At 70.5% G+C, this 17,371-nt stretch carries 17 protein-coding genes; 11 read left to right on the plus strand and 6 right to left on the minus strand.

The genetic code is table 11. From position 1 onward, the window contains the following. The first annotated feature begins 109 nt into the window (after window positions 1-109). The 9 genes from mshD to GWK25_RS40445 all read left to right on the plus strand — a co-directional run bounded on the left by mshD (window position 110) and on the right by GWK25_RS40445 (window position 9,865). Window positions 110-1,036 (plus strand): mycothiol synthase, encoded by a 927-nt coding sequence (mshD, locus tag GWK25_RS40405; RefSeq protein ID WP_215456483.1) that lies wholly within the window; start codon window positions 110-112, stop codon window positions 1,034-1,036. A 122-nt stretch (window positions 1,037-1,158) separates the two neighbouring features. Then, entirely contained in the window at window positions 1,159-1,563 is a 405-nt protein-coding gene (locus tag GWK25_RS40410) for a GntR family transcriptional regulator (protein WP_215456485.1), read from the plus strand. Continuing rightward, on the plus strand, window positions 1,560-2,510 hold the full coding sequence (locus GWK25_RS40415; protein ID WP_215456487.1) for an ABC transporter ATP-binding protein: 951 nt from the start codon (window positions 1,560-1,562) through the stop codon (window positions 2,508-2,510). The genes GWK25_RS40410 and GWK25_RS40415 overlap by 4 nt, the downstream gene beginning before the upstream one ends. Continuing rightward, window positions 2,507-3,538 carry an ABC transporter permease gene (locus GWK25_RS40420; protein WP_251829251.1) on the plus strand — a complete coding sequence of 344 codons (1,032 nt, stop codon included), beginning with the start codon at window positions 2,507-2,509 and terminating at the stop codon, window positions 3,536-3,538. Before GWK25_RS40415 ends, GWK25_RS40420 begins: the two co-directional genes overlap by 4 nt. Next, window positions 3,535-4,584 carry an ABC transporter permease gene (locus GWK25_RS40425; RefSeq protein ID WP_215456489.1) on the plus strand — a complete coding sequence of 350 codons (1,050 nt, stop codon included), beginning with the start codon at window positions 3,535-3,537 and terminating at the stop codon, window positions 4,582-4,584. Before GWK25_RS40420 ends, GWK25_RS40425 begins: the two co-directional genes overlap by 4 nt. Further along, window positions 4,581-5,561, plus strand: a complete 981-nt coding sequence (locus tag GWK25_RS40430) for an ABC transporter permease (protein WP_215456492.1) — start codon at window positions 4,581-4,583, stop codon at window positions 5,559-5,561. The genes GWK25_RS40425 and GWK25_RS40430 overlap by 4 nt, the downstream gene beginning before the upstream one ends. Window positions 5,562-6,049: 488 nt before the next feature. Beyond that, window positions 6,050-8,284 carry an RNA degradosome polyphosphate kinase gene (locus GWK25_RS40435; RefSeq protein ID WP_215457918.1) on the plus strand — a complete coding sequence of 745 codons (2,235 nt, stop codon included), beginning with the start codon at window positions 6,050-6,052 and terminating at the stop codon, window positions 8,282-8,284. After that, window positions 8,265-9,446, plus strand: a complete 1,182-nt coding sequence (locus tag GWK25_RS40440; RefSeq protein ID WP_215456494.1) for a CHAD domain-containing protein — start codon at window positions 8,265-8,267, stop codon at window positions 9,444-9,446. Before GWK25_RS40435 ends, GWK25_RS40440 begins: the two co-directional genes overlap by 20 nt. Next, window positions 9,443-9,865, plus strand: a complete 423-nt coding sequence (locus tag GWK25_RS40445) for an NUDIX hydrolase (RefSeq protein WP_215456507.1) — start codon at window positions 9,443-9,445, stop codon at window positions 9,863-9,865. The genes GWK25_RS40440 and GWK25_RS40445 overlap by 4 nt, the downstream gene beginning before the upstream one ends. A gap of 51 nt (window positions 9,866-9,916) precedes the next feature. On the opposite strand, the gene GWK25_RS40450 is transcribed toward GWK25_RS40445, so the two are convergent. Further along, on the minus strand, window positions 9,917-10,084 hold the full coding sequence (locus GWK25_RS40450) for a hypothetical protein (RefSeq protein WP_215456509.1): 168 nt from the start codon (window positions 10,082-10,084) through the stop codon (window positions 9,917-9,919). Window positions 10,085-10,291: 207 nt separating this feature from the next. Continuing rightward, complete coding sequence (locus GWK25_RS40455) at window positions 10,292-10,681, minus strand: metal-sensitive transcriptional regulator (protein WP_215456511.1); 390 nt, start codon at window positions 10,679-10,681, stop codon at window positions 10,292-10,294. A 188-nt stretch (window positions 10,682-10,869) separates the two neighbouring features. Between GWK25_RS40455 and GWK25_RS40460 the strand changes: the two genes are divergently transcribed. After that, window positions 10,870-11,490 (plus strand): DUF47 domain-containing protein, encoded by a 621-nt coding sequence (locus GWK25_RS40460; RefSeq protein WP_215456513.1) that lies wholly within the window; start codon window positions 10,870-10,872, stop codon window positions 11,488-11,490. Window positions 11,491-11,497: 7 nt separating this feature from the next. Beyond that, window positions 11,498-12,496, plus strand: coding sequence for an inorganic phosphate transporter (locus tag GWK25_RS40465; RefSeq protein ID WP_215456514.1), 999 nt, complete (start codon window positions 11,498-11,500; stop codon window positions 12,494-12,496). Between the two features lie 294 nt (window positions 12,497-12,790). Here GWK25_RS40465 and pstB read toward each other — a convergent pair whose 3' ends face one another. From pstB to pstS, 4 genes are all read right to left on the minus strand, one after another. Beyond that, window positions 12,791-13,567 (minus strand): phosphate ABC transporter ATP-binding protein PstB, encoded by a 777-nt coding sequence (gene pstB / locus GWK25_RS40470; RefSeq protein WP_215456515.1) that lies wholly within the window; start codon window positions 13,565-13,567, stop codon window positions 12,791-12,793. 68 nt (window positions 13,568-13,635) lie between these two features. Continuing rightward, window positions 13,636-14,700: a phosphate ABC transporter permease PstA gene (pstA, locus tag GWK25_RS40475; protein WP_215456516.1), complete on the minus strand. Its 1,065-nt coding sequence runs from the start codon at window positions 14,698-14,700 to the stop codon at window positions 13,636-13,638. Further along, window positions 14,697-15,704 carry a phosphate ABC transporter permease subunit PstC gene (gene pstC / locus GWK25_RS40480; protein ID WP_215456518.1) on the minus strand — a complete coding sequence of 336 codons (1,008 nt, stop codon included), beginning with the start codon at window positions 15,702-15,704 and terminating at the stop codon, window positions 14,697-14,699. The genes pstA and pstC overlap by 4 nt, the downstream gene beginning before the upstream one ends. A gap of 134 nt (window positions 15,705-15,838) precedes the next feature. Next, window positions 15,839-16,969, minus strand: coding sequence for a phosphate ABC transporter substrate-binding protein PstS (pstS, locus tag GWK25_RS40485; RefSeq protein ID WP_215456520.1), 1,131 nt, complete (start codon window positions 16,967-16,969; stop codon window positions 15,839-15,841). Window positions 16,970-17,371: the final 402 nt, after the last annotated feature.

Genomic DNA, 17,371 nt, shown 5'->3' on the forward strand with positions numbered 1-17,371 from the left:
CCCAGAGGAGCGCGGGGAACCGCGCGACCAGCCACATTCAGGCCGCACCCGCGAGACGCCGGAACCGACCCACCCGGTAGGCGCCCCCTGCGGAGCTAATCTCGTACTCATGACCAGCGACGACACGGCCCAGCCCAGCGGAGCGCGCCGCATCGAGACAAGCCTGGACCTCACCCCCGACCAGAAGGCCGCCGTCCTCACCCTCGTCGACGAGGCCGCCCAGGTCGACGGGCAACAGGCGGTGTCCGAGCAGGGCCGCCTCCAACTCCGCGGCGGCCCCCGCGAAGGCGTGGCCCACCTCCTGCTCACCGTCGGCGACACCCTCGTCGGGTACGCCCAGCTGGAGGACAACGACCCCGTCGAGGCCCCGGCCGCCGAACTCGTCGTCCATCCCTCCCACCGCGGTCACGGACACGGCCGCGCCCTCGGCTCCGCCCTGCTCGCCGAGTCCGGCAAGCGGCTGAGGGTCTGGGCGCACGGCGGCCACAGCGCCGCCCGCCACCTGGCCCAGGTGCTCGGCCTCACCCTCTTCCGCGAACTCCGCCAGATGCGCCGCTCCCTGGCCGATTTCGACCCGCCCGAGCCCGCGCTCCCCGACGGGGTCACCGTGCGCACCTTCGTCCCCGGCGCGGACGACGCGGCCTGGCTCGCCGCGAACGCGGAGGCGTTCGCCCACCACCCCGAGCAGGGCTCCCTGACCCAGCGCGACCTCGACGACCGCAAGGCCGAACCCTGGTTCGACCCGGCGGGCTTCTTCCTGGCCTTCCGGGGAGAGGAACTGGTCGGCTTCCACTGGACGAAGGCGCACGCGGCCGAACAGCTCGGCGAGGTCTACGTCGTCGGCGTACGCCCCGGCGCGCAGGGCGGCGGCCTCGGCAAGGCCCTCACCACGATCGGCCTGCGCCATCTCGCCGCCCAGGGCCTGCCCACCGCGATGCTCTACGTCGACGCGGACAACAAGGCGGCCGTGACCGTGTACGAGCGCCTCGGCTTCGTGACGTACGAGACGGACCTGATGTACCGCAGCGAAACCTGACGCAACGTCGCGAAACCTGACGCACCCGGAGTTTTCCACAGGCGGGGGGCGGTGTTGTTGACACCGCCCCCTCTCTTGCACCACCCTTTCACTACTCAATTAGTGAAAGGGTGGTTGTCCGAGTGGTCGAGTACCGCATCGACCGGCGCAGCGGTGTCGCCACCTACGTCCAGATCGTCCAGCAGACCAAACAGGCCCTGCGGATGGGGCTGCTGGAACCGGGCGACAAGCTCCCGACGGCCCGCGAGGTCGTGGAAGCCACCGCGATCAACCCGAACACGGTGTTGAAGGCCTACCGCGAGCTGGAGCGCGAGGGCCTGGTCGAGGCCCGCCGCGGCCTCGGCACGTTCGTACGGAGGTCACTGGGCACCGCGCCCGCCGACTCCCCGCTGCGGGCCGAGTTGGACAGGTGGGCCGTACGGGCCCGGGAGACCGGACTCGTACGGGACGACGTGGAGGCCCTCTTCACGTCCGTACTCGACGAACACTTCACGACCGACAAGCGAGATCAGGGGGACCAGGCATGACGGGGACCGCGTTGGAAGCGGCCGCGCTCGGCAAGAAGTTCGGGTGGCGGCGGGCGAGCTGGGCGCTGCGCGCGTGCACGCTGCGGCTGCCGTCGGGGCGGGTGTGCGCACTCGTCGGACCGAACGGCGCGGGCAAGTCGACCCTCCTGGCCCACGCGGCCGGACTGCTCGCCCCCACCGAGGGCACGATCAGCGTGCTGGGCACGACCCCGGCCGCGGCCCGCGAGCGCATCGCCTACGTCGCCCAGGACAAGCCCCTCCATCCGCAGTTGACCGTGGCCGAGACCCTGCGGCTGGGCCGCGAGCTCAACACCCGGCGCTGGGACGCGGCCGCCGCCGAGCGGGTGGTGGACGAGGGCGACCTGAACAGGAACGCGAAGATCCGTTCCCTCTCGGGCGGTCAGCGCACCCGGGTCGCCCTGGCCCTCGCCCTCGGCAAGCGGCCCGAACTGCTGCTCCTGGACGAGCCGATGGCCGACCTCGACCCGCTCGCCCGGCACCAGCTGATGGGCACGCTGCTCGCGAACTCCGCCGAGCACGGCACCACGGTTGTCATGTCCTCGCACGTCGTGGCCGAACTGGAGGGCTCCTGCGACCACTTGGTCCTGCTGGGCTCCGGACGCGTCCGGCTCGCGGGCCCGCTGGACGAGGTCCTCGCCGCGCACGCCCTGGTCACCGGCCCGGTGGGCGACCTCGACCCGCACACCGTGGTCGAGTCCCGCACGAAGGGCCGCCAGCTCACCGCGCTGATCCGCCCGCGGGGCCCGGTCGGCGAGGGCTGGCAGACAGCCGAGCCGACCCTGGAGGAGCTGGTCCTCGCCCATCTGCGGGCACCGGAGGCCCCGGCCCTGACGATCGCCGACGCGGACGAAGGGAACACGGACGCGGACGACGCCGACGCGGCGGACGGCACCAACGGTGCCGAGACCCGGGGCGCGGCCGTATGAACACCACGCCCACCAGGTCCGCCATGGACACCTCGCCCACCGGGACCCCCGGAACCGCCCGCGCGCCGGAGAGCGGTACGGCCCCGGCCATGACCCCGACCCGAGGGCTGATCCGGGCGACGTTCCGCGTGCACCAGTCGGCCCTGTGGTTCTGGTGCCTGCTGGTGGGACTCGTCTCCGCCGGACTGGTGTGGGCCGCCGGACCGGGGCTCGACGCGGCCTGGACCGAGCAGCTCAAGAGCGGCTGCGCGCGGATCGACTACTGCTCGACAGGCCCCGCGTACTCCCTCTACGGACTGGCCGCCACCCTCGGCCCCGCGGTCCTCACCGTCGCCCCGGCCCTGATCGGCGCCTGGGCGGGCGGTGCCCTGATCGCCCGCGAGCTGGAGAGCGGCACGGCCCGGCTGGCCTGGACCCAGGGCGTCACCCCGGCCCGCTGGCTCGCCGCCAAACTCGCGGTCCCAGCCGCCGTGATCGTCTCCGGGACGGTCCTGCTGACCCTGCTGAACCGCCTGGTGTGGTGGCGCGAGGAGCGGCTGCGGCAGGCGCTGGGGACCCGGGACTGGTTCGAGTCCACCGTCTTCGTCGCTCACGGCAGCGTAGGCACGGCGTACGCCCTGCTCGGCCTCGCGGTCGGCGCTCTCGCCGGCCTGCTGCTGCGCCGCTCACTCCCCGGACTGGCCGTCGGCCTGGTCGGCACCGCCCTCCTGGCGGGCGCGCTCCAGTCGAACCGTCACCTGCTGTGGCCCGTGGAGACCCTCGTGTCCAAGACCGCGGACCGGGACTGGACCGGCGAGTTGGTCGACCGCGGCTTCATCAGCAGCACCGGTGAACGCGTCTCGGACGTGGAGTGCACGGACGACTCCTGCGGCCGGACCGACGTCGTCAGCTTCTACGCCGACTTCCACCCCTCCTCCCACTTCTGGCCCCTCCACCTGGTCGAAACAGCCATCGTCCTGACCGCCACAGCCCTGCTGATCTGGACCTCGTTCCGCCTGCTGCGCCGCCTGGCGGGAGGATCCGTATGACGATCACAGCCACCACACCGCCTGCCCAGGCCCCCGTCGCCCACGAAGGTCGACGCACGAAGCGGGACCTCCACGGACTGATCTGGCTGACCCTGCGCCTGCACCGCTGGGCGGCCCTGTGCTGGGCGCTGTCGATCGTCGTGGCCGCGGGGACGCTGCTCTGGGCGGCCGGGCCGGGCGTGGATGCCGCCTGGGCCGGCTACCACACGGAGAACTGCCTGGACGACGGGAAGACGAGCGTCGACTGCAACGTCGGCGCCCCTGCCCTGGAACGGTACGAGACAGCCGTCACCGTCGGTTCCTCACTCATCAGCCTCGCGCCCCTCCTCGTCGCCCTCTGGGCCGGTGCCGCGCTGATCGGCCGCGAGCTGGAGAACGGCACGGCCCAGCTCGCCTGGTCCCAGTCCGTCACCCCGGCCCGCTGGCTCGCCGCCAAACTCGCGGTCCCGGCCGCCCTGCTCACGGCGGGCACCCTTCTGCTCGTCCTGCTCCACCGCGTGATGTGGTCGGCGCACATCACACAGGGCGACGGGCCGTGGCGCTGGCAGGAGTACTACGCCGAGTTCTTCGTGGGCAACGGCCCCCTCGCCGTCAGCCGCGTTCTCCTCGGCCTCGCCGTCGGTGCCCTGTCCGGACTGCTCGTCCGTCGTTCGCTGCCCGCACTGAGCGTCGGATTCCTCGCCATGACCGGTCTGATGTACGCGCTCGCCCAGCTGCGCCCGTACCTCTGGCCACCCGTCACCGTGACGACGACGGTGGAGCAGCGCGGCTCCGTCCGCACCGGCCTCGTCGTCGACCAAGGCGCGCTCACCTCCGACGGCACCCGCGTCCCGGACCCCTGCCACACCTCCGCGGGCTGTGACAGCGTCCCCGACCTGGTCGGTTACTACACCGACCACCACCCGTCCGCCCACTTCTGGCCCCTGCACCTCATGGAGACCGGCATCGTCCTCGCGCTCACCGCCCTGCTGGTCGGCGCCGCCTTCCGCCTGCTGCGACGCCGCACGGGCGGCGTCACGCCCCGACGCGAGGGAGGAACGACATGAGCACCACACTCACGACCGCGCCCTGCGACACCGCCCGAGTCCCCCTGCGCGGGGTCGCCCGGACCGTGCTGCGCCTGCACCGCTCGGCGTTGCTGGTGTGGAGCGCGTACGTGCTGCTCATGGTCGGGTGGATGCTCTGGCTGGAGTACGTCACCGGCGCGGAGATACGCGCGGAGCGGGCCGCCTGCCGGAAGCTGGCGGACGGGTGCATCGACCTCGGGTCCGCCTTCGACTACTCCTCGGCCACGAGCTCGATCGGTACCTTGATCGCCTACTCCTCCTACGCCGTGGCCGCCTGGGCGGGCGCTTCACTGACCGGCCGCGAGCTGGAACGGGGTACGGCCCAGCTGGCCTGGACCCAGTCCATCACCCCGGTCCGGTGGCTCACCGTCAAGCTCGCGGTGCCTGCCGCCGCGCTGACCGTCGGCATGACCGTCCTGGTGCTGGTCTACCGCTGGACCTGGTCCTCGAACCGGGACCTGCGCGGCGACGAGTGGTACTACATCGACCCCTTCCTGAACCGCGGCCCCGCGATCCTGGCGTACGCCCTGTGCGCGTTGGCTGTCGGCGCCCTGGCGGGCATCGTGCTCAGGCGGACGCTGCCCGCGCTCACCGTGGCCCTCGGCTTCATGGTCGCGTTCCACCTCTGGCTCGGCGAGCGGTTCGACCAGCTGTGGCCCTCCACGACGCTCGTCGGCACAGCCGCCAGCCGGCTGCCGAATACGGCGGACCAGCTGGATCTGGGCGCCGTCACCGCCTCCGGCGCCCGCGTCGACGATCTGAGCTGCTTCGACGCCGATGCCGACATCGACTACGCCAGGTGCATGAGCGAAAAGGGCTTCACCGATCTGTACGCCGAGGTGCACCCGGCGTCCCACTTCTGGCCCCTGCACCTCATGACGACCGGCGTCGTCCTCGCCGTCGCCGCCCTCGCCACGATCGCCGCCTTCTGGCTCCTGCGCCGCCGCGCCCGCTGACGGCGCACACCGCCCGAGCCACGACTCGGGCCCCACACCAGGCACGCCCCTCCTACGGGGGGAGGGGCGTGCCCACGGCGTGCGGGCGGTGAACGGCGTGTGATCGCGAGAAGGCGCACGCCGGGGTGCCCCACACGTCCCTCCCGGAACCGGCGGTCCTCCCCGCGCTATCCCGCACGTAAGGTCTCCGTAACCGGCGATTCAGACGACCTTGCGACGCTTCCGCAATGAACCCCGTCGTGCCCGAGCCCTCGCCTCCCCCACGCAGCGGCCCAAGCAGCGGGAACAGTCCGGGGGACGACCCCAGCACGCCCGCGCCCGGCGCCCCGCGCCACACCGCCGAGGCCGTCGACGCCATCGACGTCGTGGCACGCATCGACGCCGACATCGCCGAGAACGCCGCCGCGAACGCCTCCTCGCGCGTCCCGGCACTCCCACCGGCCCTGTCCGACGCGCCTGTGATGCTCGCGACGCGGAAGAATGGTGCCATGAGCCAGTCCAACGCCCAGGCAGCCCAGGTCCAGCACGCGCAGCCGTCCATCGGCTCCATAACCGGTCACCGCCCCCACACGGTGTCCGCCGTGGTGTCCGACCTGGAACCCGACATCGACGCCGACCTCGACGCGTACGACGAGGACGAACAGGGCGGCGAGAGGCTGCCCCAGGGCCGTTTCCTCGACCGGGAGCGCAGCTGGCTCGCCTTCAACGAGCGCGTCCTGGAACTGGCCGAGGACCCGGCCACCCCCCTGCTCGAACGAGCGAACTTCCTGGCCATCTTCGCCAGCAACCTCGACGAGTTCTTCATGGTGCGGGTGGCCGGGTTGAAGCGACGCATCGCCACCGGCGTCGCCACCAAGTCCGCCTCCGGCCTCCAGCCCCGCGAGGTGCTGGAGATGATCTGGGCCCGCTCCCGCGAACTGATGGCCCGGCACGCCGCCTGCTTCCACGAGGACGTCGCCCCGGCGCTGGCCGAGGAGGGCGTGCACCTGGTGCGCTGGAGCGAGCTGGCGGAGAAGGAGCAGGCCCGCCTCTTCACGCTCTTCCGCCACCAGATCTTCCCGGTGCTGACCCCGCTGGCCGTCGACCCGGCGCACCCCTTCCCGTACATCTCGGGCCTCTCCCTGAACCTGGCCGTCCGCGTCCAGAACCCGGTCACCGGCACCTCGCACTTCGCCCGCGTCAAGGTGCCGCCGCTGCTCTCCCGCTTCCTGGAGGCCTCCCCCGGCCGGTACGTCCCGCTGGAGGACGTGATCGGCGCCCACCTGGAGGAGCTGTTCCCGGGCATGGAAGTGCTGGAGCACCACGCCTTCCGGGTCACCCGCAACGAGGACCTGGAGGTCGAGGAGGACGACGCCGAGAACCTCCTCCAGGCCCTGGAGAAGGAGCTCATGCGGCGCCGCTTCGGGCCGCCGGTGCGCCTGGAGGTCGAGGAGAACATCAACCAGGAGGTCCTGGACCTGCTGGTGCGCGAGCTGAAGATCAAGGAGTCCGAGGTCTACCCGCTGACCGGGCCCCTGGACCTCACCGGCCTCTTCCGCATCGCCTCCCTGGACCGGCCGGAGCTGAAGTACCGCAAGTTCGTCGCCAGCGTCCACCGCGACCTGGCCGAGGTCGAGTCGGCGTCCGCCCCCGACATCTTCGCCGCCCTGCGCAACCGCGACGTGCTGCTGCACCACCCGTACGACTCGTTCTCGACGTCGGTGCAGGCGTTCCTGGAGCAGGCGGCCGAGGACCCGGACGTCCTCGCGATCAAGCAGACCCTGTACCGGACGTCCGGCGACTCCCCCATAGTCAACGCGCTCATCGACGCCGCCGAGGCCGGCAAGCAGGTCCTCGTCCTGGTCGAGATCAAGGCACGCTTCGACGAACACGCCAACATCAAGTGGGCCCGCAAGCTGGAGGAGGCCGGCTGCCACGTCGTCTACGGCCTGGTCGGCCTGAAGACCCACTGCAAGCTGTCCCTGGTGGTCCGTCAGGAGGGCGACACGCTCCGCCGCTACAGCCACGTCGGCACGGGCAACTACCACCCGAAGACGGCACGGCTGTACGAGGACCTGGGCGTGCTCACGTCCGACGCCCAGGTCGGCGCGGACCTCTCCGACCTCTTCAACCGGCTCTCCGGCTACTCGCGCCGCGAGACCTACCGCCGTCTCCTCGTCGCGCCCAAGTCCCTGCGCGACGGGCTGATCGCCCGCGTCAACAAGGAGGTCCAGCACCACCGTGCCGGACGTCCGGCGCACGTCCGCATCAAGGTCAACTCGATCGTGGACGAGGCCCTCATCGACGCCCTGTACCGGGCCTCGCAGGCGGGTGTACCGGTCGACGTGTGGGTGCGCGGCATCTGCGCCATAAGGCCCGGCGTCCCGGGTCTGTCGGAGAACATCCGCGTCCGCTCCGTCCTCGGCCGCTTCCTCGAACACTCCCGGATCTTCGGCTTCGGCAACGGCGGCGAGCCGGAGGTGTGGTTCGGCAGCGCCGACATGATGCACCGCAACCTCGACCGCCGGATCGAGGCCCTGATCCGGATCACCGACCCGGCGCACCGGGCGGCGCTCAACCGCCTGCTGGAGACCGGTATGTCCGACACGACCTCCTCCTGGCACCTCGGTCCCGACGGCGAGTGGACCCGGCACTCGACCGACGCGGACGGACAGCCCCTGCGCAACGTCCAGGAGATGCTCATTGACGCCCGGAGGCGCCGGCGTGGCACAGCGACACCTTGACCCCACGAACACCACGACCGCACCCGCGGACGCCGTCGCCGGCTATCTGCGGGAGCGGGCCACGGAGTTCCTCCGCGCGCTGCGCACCCACCGGGAGACCGGTGGGGGCACGGCGTCCGGAGCCGAGGAGTCGACCGAAGCGGCGCTCGCCCTGCGCCGCTCGGCCCGCCGCATCAGCGGCACGCTGCACACCTTCCGACCCCTGCTGGACGCCGAGTGGTCGGAGTCCCTCCGCCCCGAACTGGCCTGGCTCTCCGGCACGTTGGGCCGCGAACACGCCTACGCGGCCCGCCTGGACCGCCTGGTCAACGCCCTGAACCGGCTGTCCGGCGCGACGCACCTCCCGACGCAGACCGCAGTCGCGGCCCGCCCCGAGACCGGCCCGTCCTCGATCGGCGCCGCCACGGGCAGCACCGAGGTCGGCGCCGGTACGTCCCAGGTCCGCGCCGCCACGGGCGGTCGTACCGCCGCCGGGGCGGCTCGGGTGGGCGCGGCGGCATCCGGCACCGCCCCCCGCCCCCCGGCCACCCCCGACCGCGGCAACCTCACCGTCGGCGCCGCGAAGGCCGGCGCCCTCCTGGACCGCCAGCTCACCCTCGCCCGCACCCGGGCCCACTCGGCGGCCCTCCAGGCCCTCGGCTCCTCCCGCTTCCACGCCGTCGCCGACAGCGTCGCCGTCCTCGCCAGCGAGGTCCCGCTCACCCCCTCCGCCGCAGCCACGGACCTCGGCCCGCTCGCCGCCGCCGCCCACGACCGCCTGCGCGACGCCGTCTCCGGCCTCCCCCTGCACTCCGCCGGCCACCCGTACAACGCCGAGGCCCTCATCCACGGCCTCTCCCCGGACACCGCGCCCCACCCCCAGGACGCCCCCTGGCACCAGGTACGGCTGCTGCTCCGCCTGCACCGCTACGCCCTGGAGGTCCTGCACCCCGAGGCCGTCCCCGTCGACCTGCGCCTCCTCGCCGCCGGTGAGGCGCTCAACCGCCACCGGGACGCCAGCGAGGCGGCCTCCGCGGCGGCCTCCGCCGCCCGCACCCCGCGGATCGCCCCGGCCACGGCCTACGCCCTCGGCGTCCTGCACGCCGACCAGCGCCACGAAGTGGAGGCGTCCCGGTTCGCGTTCCAGCAGTGCTGGCAGAAGGAGACGGTGAGCACGTCGTGACCGAGAACACCGGTGCCGTCGTCCGAGCGGCCGGCTGTGTCCTGTGGCGCCAGTCCCCCGAGGGCGGGGGGCTGGAGATCTGCCTGGTGCACCGGCCGAAGTACGACGACTGGTCGCACCCGAAGGGCAAGTTGAAGCGCACCGAGGACGCCCTCACGGGCGCGCTGCGCGAGGTCGAGGAGGAGACCGGCCACCGGTGTGCGCCGGGGCCCCGCCTGTCCAACGCCCGCTACTTCGTCAACGGCCGCGCCAAGACGGTGAGTTACTGGGCGGCGGAGGCGACCGACGGCCGCTTCGCGCCCACCGCCGAGGTGGACCGGATCGCGTGGCTCCCCCCGGCCGCCGCCCGCGACCGGCTGACCCAGCCCCGCGACCGGGAACTGGTCGACGAGTTCCTGGCGACCCTCCGCCACGCGTAGGCGCACCGACACCGGCCCGGACCGTCGCGCACCCGCCGCCGAACCGCCCGGCTACACCCCGCTCAACGCGTGCCCCTCCGCGTCGGTCCGGGCCAGACTCCGCGCCCGCCGGGCCGGCCCGCGCCAGCCGCAGGAACAGCGCGCCACGCAGAAACGCCCCTGATCGACGGTGGTCGTACGGTGCTGCTGCGGCGTCTCCGACTCGTCCTGATGCACCACACCAACAACGCTACCCGAGCGAAACACCCCCAAGCCCCCGGCACCGAACCCCCTTGAGCGACCACAGCCCGCGAGTCGGCGCAGCCGTGAAGGGGCGCGGGGAACTGCGCGAGAAGCCCCACCCACCCGCACCTGTCGGACCGGAAGGGTCGTCTCGATGGAGCCGGGGCTGGTGAAGGCGAGCAGGCCCGAGAGGCCCCCTCCCCCTCAGGTCCGCAGCAGCCGCCCGATCGCCTTCGTGGCCTCCTCCACCTTCGCGTCGACCTCGGTACCACCCTTGAGCGCCGCGTCGGCGACACAGTGCCGCAGGTGTTCCTCCAGGAGCTGCAGCGCGAAGGACTGCAACGCCTTGGTCGAAGCGGAGACCTGGGTGAGTATGTCGATGCAGTAGACATCCTCGTCGACCATCCGCTGAAGCCCACGAATCTGCCCCTCGATACGCCTCAGGCGCTTGAGGTGTTCGTCCTTCTGCTTGTGGTACCCGTGGATTCCACGGTCGTGGTCGGTCACCACACCCGGCTTCGCACCCGACTCCGCGCCCGGTCCCAGACCGTCCACGGCGGAGGGCACCTCGGCTCCGGCCCCTGTGGTCGTCATCGCAGCCTCCAGACATATACCCCTACCGGGTATATCGTATCGAACTTTGGCGGGTATACGCCCTGCGGGCAGCCCCCATGCAGGCCCATCTGCCTGATGGGCGACACTGGGGGACGGCCCATTAGCCGTGGCCGGATGATGCGCCTAGCATCAGCCTGACCGAAACCCATGCATACCGAGGACCCCACGTGCGCTTTCGTCTGACCCCCAGGGAGACGAGCTTCTACGACATGTTCGCCGCCTCCGCGGACAACATCGTCACGGGCTCGAAGCTCCTGATGGAACTGCTCGGAGCGGACGCCGCCGCCCGGGCCGAGATCGCGGAGCGGATGCGGGCAGCGGAACACGCCGGTGACGACGCCACACACGCGATCTTCCACCAGCTGAACTCCTCGTTCATCACGCCCTTCGACCGCGAGGACATCTACTCCCTCGCGTCCTCCCTCGACGACATCATGGACTTCATGGAGGAGGCCGTCGACCTGGTCGTCCTCTACAACGTCGAGGAACTCCCCAAGGGCGTCGAGCAGCAGATCGAGGTCCTGTCGCGCGCCGCCGAACTGACGGCCGAGGCGATGCCCAACCTCCGCACCATGGACAACCTCACGGAGTACTGGATCGAGGTGAACCGACTGGAGAACCAGGCGGACCAGATCCACCGCAAGCTCCTGGCCCACCTCTTCAACGGCAAGTACGACGCCATCGAGGTCCTCAAGCTCAAGCAGATCGTGGATGTGCTGGAGGAGGCGGCGGACGCCTTCGAGCACGTGGCGAACACGGTGGAGACCATCGCGGTCAAGGAGTCCTGAACCCTTCATGGACACCTTCGCTCTGGTCGTGACCATCGGCGTCGCGCTCTTCTTCACGTACACCAACGGCTTCCACGACTCCGCGAACGCGATCGCGACCTCGGTGTCGACGCGCGCGCTGACCCCGCGCGCGGCCCTCGCCATGGCCGCGGTGATGAACCTCATCGGCGCGTTCCTCGGCAGCGGCGTCGCCAAGACGGTCAGTGAGGGCCTGATCTCCACGCCCGAGGGCTCCAAGGGGATGGGCATCCTCTTCGCGGCCCTGGTCGGCGCGATCACCTGGAACCTCATCACCTGGTACTTCGGTCTCCCGTCGTCCTCCTCCCACGCCCTCTTCGGCGGCATGGTCGGCGCGGCGCTCGCCGGCGGTACGACGGTCTACTGGTCGGGCGTGCTGGAGAAGGTCGTCATCCCGATGTTCGTCTCCCCGGTGGTCGGCCTGGTCGTCGGCTACCTGGTGATGGCGGGCATCATGTGGATCTTCCGCCGCGCCAACCCGCACAAGGCGAAGCGCGGTTTCCGGATCGCGCAGACCGTGTCGGCGGCCGGCATGGCGCTCGGCCACGGTCTCCAGGACGCCCAGAAGACGATGGGCATCGTGGTGATGGCCCTGGTCATCGCGGACGTCGAGGACTACGGCGACCCGATCCCGGTCTGGGTGAAGATCGCCTGCGCCGTCATGCTCTCCCTCGGCACCTACGCGGGCGGCTGGCGCATCATGCGCACCCTGGGCCGGAAGATCATCGAACTCGACCCGCCGCAGGGCTTCGCCGCCGAGACGACCGGCGCGTCGATCATGTTCATCACGGCCTTCATCTTCAAGGCCCCCATCTCCACGACCCACATCATCACCTCGGCGATCATGGGCGTCGGCGCCACCAAGCGCATCAACGCGGTCCGCTGGGGCGTCGCCAAGAACATCATCCTCGGCTGGTTCATCACGATGCCGGCGGCGGCCCTGGTCGCCGCGACCAGCTTCTGGATCGTGAACCTGGCGTTCCTCTGACCGCACGGCGTCCGCCCGCCCCGGCCTGACGGGGTGCGGCGGCCGCCCGGACGAGGCACAGCTGCCGGACACCACCGCCCGGGTGCCGTGGCGGCGCCGACACCACCGGGTTCTGCCGACGGCATCGACAGCCCTCACAATCTGCCCCGGCGCCCCGGCCTGCTCCCCCCCAAAGCCGACGGGCCCGCCCCCGGGAGCCGGGGGCGGGCCCTTTATCTACCTCGCGGCGGCACCGCCATGCAGCACCGCGAGGGGTCTTGGGGAGTCGGCGGCCGGAACTTCGCCGGCGCCGGCTCAGCCGAAGCGGCCGGAGATGTAGTCCTCGGTGGCCTGGACGGACGGGTTGGAGAAGATCCGCTCCGTGTCGTCTATCTCGATCAGCTTGCCCGGCTGCCCGACGGCCGCGAGGTTGAAGAACGCCGTGCGGTCGGAGACACGCGCCGCCTGCTGCATGTTGTGCGTCACGATGACGATCGTGAAGCGCTCCTTCAGCTCACCGATGAGGTCCTCGATGGCGAGCGTCGAGATCGGGTCCAGCGCGGAGCACGGCTCGTCCATGAGCAGCACCTTCGGCTCGACCGCGATCGCGCGGGCGATGCACAGTCGCTGCTGCTGACCACCGGAGAGACCGGAGCCCGGCTTGCCCAGCCGGTCCTTGACCTCGTTCCAGAGGTTCGCGCCCTTGAGGGACTTCTCGACGATCTCGTCCAGCTCGGACTTCTTCTTGCCGCCGACCAGCTTCAGACCCGCCGCCACGTTGTCGTAGATCGACATCGTGGGGAAGGGGTTCGGCCGCTGGAAGACCATGCCGACCTCACGCCGCACGGAGACCGGGTCGACCCCCGCGCCGTACAGGTTCTCGTCGTCGAGCATGACCTTGCCCTCGACGCGGCCGCCGGGCGTGACCTCGTGCATCCGGTTCAGGGTGCGCAGGAACGTGGACTTGCCGCACCCGGAGGGGCCGATGAAGGCCGTCACGGTACGGGGCTCTATGGCCATCGAGATGTCCTCGATGGCTCGGAAGGAGCTGTAGTAGGCGTTGAGGCCGCTGACGTCGATTCGCTTGGCCATGTGGATCACTGCTTCTTTCGCGAGGAATTCGCGGGGAATTCGGGGGATCTGGTCGCTGTATGGCCGCGTCAGCGACCGGTCTTCGGCGCCTTCCAGCGGGCGATGCCGCGGGCCGCCAGGTTCAGGATCATGATGAAGGCGATCAGCGTCAGCGAGGCCGCCCAGGCACGGTCGTACGCCGCTCCGGAGCCGCTGCTCTGCTGGAACTGCAGATAGATGTACATCGGCAGCGAGGCCTGCGGGTCGGCGAAGGGGTTCGCGTTGATGTAGTTCGAACCCCACACCAGCAGCAGGACCGGAGCGGTCTCACCGGCGATACGGGCGACCGCGAGCATCACACCTGTCGTGATACCACCGATCGCGGTCGGCAGCACGATTTTGAGGATGGTGCGCCACTTCGGCACGCCCAGCGCCAGCGAGGCCTCACGCAGCTCGTTCGGGACGAGCTTGAGCATCTCCTCGGTGGAGCGGACGACGACCGGCAGCATCAGGATGGTCAGCGCCATCGCGCCGGCGAAGCCGGAGGGGCCCATGTCCAGAATCAGGATCCAGGTACTGAGGATGAACAGACCCGCGACGATCGACGGGATGCCCGTCATGACGTCGACGAAGAAGGTGACGGCCTTGGCGAGCCGGCCCCGGCCGTACTCGACCAGGTAGATCGCGGTCAGCACACCGATCGGCACGGAGATGACGGCGGCGATGCCGACCTGCTCCAGGGTGCCGAGGATGGCGTGGTAGATACCGCCGCCGGGCTGGGAGGTGGCGACCACACCCATCGAGTGGGTGAGGAAGTAGACGTCGAGGACCTTCAGACCGCGGCTGATCGTCTCCCAGATGAGGGAGGCCAGCGGGAGCACCGCGAGCAGGAACGCGACCCAGACGAGGCTGGTCGCCACCCGGTCCTTGGCCTGGCGCTTGCCCTCGACGCGCGCGGCGATGGCGAACGAACCGAGGACGAAGAGGATGCCGGCGATCAGGGCCCACTGGATCGAGCTTTCGAGGCCGGCCGCGGCGCTGATGCCGAGGCCCAGGGCCACCGATCCGGCGGCGACCGCCCAGGGGAACCACTTGGGCAGGGACGCGGCACGCAGGGTGCTCGGGCCCTTCGGGGCGAGAGTTGCGTTGCTCATGCGTTGGCCCCCGAGAACTCCTTGCGGCGGGCGATGATCAGCCGGGCCGCGCCGTTGACCAGCAGGGTGATGACGAACAGGACCAGACCGGAGGCGATCAGGGCGTCCCGGCCCATCTCGGTCGCCTCGCTGAACTTGCTGGCGATGTTCTGGGCGAAGGTGCCGCCGCCCGGGTCGAGCAGGCTCAGGTTGATCTCGAAGCTGGACGACAGGACCATCGCCACGGCCATGGTCTCGCCGAGCGCGCGGCCGAGGCCGAGCATCGAGGCGGAGATGACACCGGAGCGCCCGAAGGGCAGGACCGCCATGCGGATGACCTCCCAGCGGGTGGCGCCGAGCGCCAGCGCGGCCTCCTCGTGCATCTGCGGGACCTGGCGGAAGACCTCACGGCTCACGTTGGTGATGATCGGCAGGATCATGATCGCGAGCAGGATGCCGACGGTGAGCATCGAGCGGGGGGCGCCGCCCTGCCACTCCAGGATGCCGGTCCAGCCGAGGTAGTCGTTCAGCCAGCCGTAGAGCCCGTCGAGCTGCGGTACGAGGACCAGGATGCCCCAGAGGCCGTACACGATGGACGGCACGGCGGCGAGCAGGTCGATCACGTACGCGATGGGGCCGCCCAGCTTGCGCGGGGCGTAGTGCGTGATGAAGAGCGCGATGCCGACCGCGACCGGGACCGCGATGGCCATCGCGATGACCGACGAGACGATGGTGCCGAAGGCCAGCACCGCGATGCCGAACACCGGCGGGACCGCGGTGGGGTTCCACTCGAAGGTCGTGAAGAAGTTGGCCTCGTCCTTGCTGATCGCGAGCGCGGCCCGGTAGCTGAGGAACACGGCGATGGCCGCCATGAGCACCAGCAGGAAGATGCCCGATCCGCGGGACAGGCCGAGGAAGACCCGGTCGCCGGGACGCGTCACGCCACGGGCGGCTCGCTTGTCCAAGGCGCTCTCGGAAGTCGGTGGGGTGGGGGGAGCGGGAGTGTCTTTGATCGATATGTCCATCAGGTTCTCCGGTCTGCGGAGCCGTCGTGCGGGCGGCGGCTCGGGGCGGGGCCGCCCGCGGTGGCGGGTGACTCCTGGCGGCGGTGCACCGGACGGTGCGGCCCAGTCCTGGTGAGGGCTGGGCCGCACTCGGGTCAGCTCAGTTCCGAGATGGTCGTACGGACCTTGGTGATGATCTCCTCGGGCATCGGGGCGTACCCGGCCTCGGAGAGCAGCGCCTGGCCGTCCTCGGACGCGATGTAGGTGAGGAAGGACTTGGTGGCGGGCAGGGTGTCCGCCTTGTTGCCCTTGTCACAGACGATCTCGTAGGTGACGAGGGTGATCGGGTAGGCGCCCTCGGCGGTGGGCGTGTAGTTGAGCTTCAGCGCCAGGTCCTTGCCGGTGCCCACGACCTGGGCCTCGGAGATGGCCTTGGTGGCGTTCTCGACGGTCGCCTTCACCGGCTCGGCGGCACCGGTCTTGATGTCGACCGTGCTGATGCCGTCCTTGGCGTAGGAGAGCTCCATGTAGGAGATGGCGCCCTTGGTCTCGGTCACACCCTGCGCGACACCGGAGGAGCCCTGCGCGGACTGGCCGCCCTTGGCCTGCCAGGCCTTGCCGCCCTCGTACTTCCAGCTGTCGGGGGCCGCGGCGATCAGGTACTTGGTGAAGTTGTCCGTGGTGCCGGACTCGTCCGAGCGGTGGAAGGCCTGGATCTTGAGGTCGGGCAGCTTGGCGTCGGGGTTCAGCTTCGCGATCGCCTCGTCGTTCCAGTTGGTGATCTTGCTGTCGAAGATCAGGGCGAGGGTCTTGGCGTCCAGGACCAGGTTCTCGACACCCGGGACGTTGTAGCCGACCGCGATCGGGCCGCCGACCATCGGCAGGTCGATTCCCTGGCCGCCGGTGCAGACCTTCTTGGAGGCGGTTACCTCTTCGGGCTTGAGCGCCGAGTCGGAGCCCGCGAAGGCGACCTGGCCCTGGGTGAACGCGGTGATGCCCGCGCCCGAGCCGCTGCCCTTGTAGTTGATCACGACGTCCTTGCAGGCGCTCTGGTACTGCGCAACCCAGGCGTCGATCGCGTTCTTCTGCGCGGAGGAGCCGTCGGCCAGCAGCTGCCCCTTGGCGTCGCCACAGTCGACCTTGCCGGCAGCCGGGGTGTTGTCGCTGGTGCCGCTCGCGCCACCACTGGTGTCGTCGGACCCGCACGCGGTGAGGGTCAGAGCGCCGGTGAGGGCGACAGCACCGAGAGAAAGGGCGCGCAGCCGGTTCTTGCGCTGAAGCTTCACTTTCGGGAGTTCCTTCCAGGAGCCGCCGTCCACATGGCGGCGTGCGAAGTCGTCGTATCAGCCTCGGGACCCGTTCCACCGATGCCTTCGGTCCCTCAGACTGCTGTCGTCACGGGCTGCGAGGCCGCATTTAGGCCCACATCCCGCACCGGGTAAGGCCGAAATTAGGCAGATCAGGTGAAGCCGCCAATGGACGGAAGTGAACGGCGAGTGAACCCCTGCCGACAGTGCGGTGAGGTCACGGAACGCTTACGGACAGAACACGCGAGGGTCCCGACACCGCACCGCCCCCCTCCACCTGCTAACTCTACGCACTCAATCAGCTACAGAGAGAAACAATCCCCAGTTACCCCCAACTCCACGCCCACCGAACCGATGAAAGGGCTGTCTCTTATACCATCT

Source organism: Streptomyces sp. ATCC 21386 (assembly GCF_018728545.1).
Lineage (GTDB): Bacteria > Actinomycetota > Actinomycetes > Streptomycetales > Streptomycetaceae > Streptomyces.

Coding starts and splice junctions, on each gene's coding strand:
- GWK25_RS40430 (WP_215456492.1), top strand. CDS start 4,581: ATGAGCACCACACTCACGACCGCGCCCTGCGACACCGCCCGAGTCCCC.
- GWK25_RS40435 (WP_215457918.1), top strand. CDS start 6,050: ATGAGCCAGTCCAACGCCCAGGCAGCCCAGGTCCAGCACGCGCAGCCG.
- pstB (WP_215456515.1), bottom strand. CDS start 13,567: ATGGCCAAGCGAATCGACGTCAGCGGCCTCAACGCCTACTACAGCTCC.
- GWK25_RS40420 (WP_251829251.1), top strand. CDS start 2,507: ATGAACACCACGCCCACCAGGTCCGCCATGGACACCTCGCCCACCGGG.
- pstC (WP_215456518.1), bottom strand. CDS start 15,704: ATGGACATATCGATCAAAGACACTCCCGCTCCCCCCACCCCACCGACT.
- GWK25_RS40455 (WP_215456511.1), bottom strand. CDS start 10,681: ATGACGACCACAGGGGCCGGAGCCGAGGTGCCCTCCGCCGTGGACGGT.
- pstA (WP_215456516.1), bottom strand. CDS start 14,700: ATGAGCAACGCAACTCTCGCCCCGAAGGGCCCGAGCACCCTGCGTGCC.
- mshD (WP_215456483.1), top strand. CDS start 110: ATGACCAGCGACGACACGGCCCAGCCCAGCGGAGCGCGCCGCATCGAG.
- GWK25_RS40465 (WP_215456514.1), top strand. CDS start 11,498: ATGGACACCTTCGCTCTGGTCGTGACCATCGGCGTCGCGCTCTTCTTC.
- GWK25_RS40425 (WP_215456489.1), top strand. CDS start 3,535: ATGACGATCACAGCCACCACACCGCCTGCCCAGGCCCCCGTCGCCCAC.
- GWK25_RS40415 (WP_215456487.1), top strand. CDS start 1,560: ATGACGGGGACCGCGTTGGAAGCGGCCGCGCTCGGCAAGAAGTTCGGG.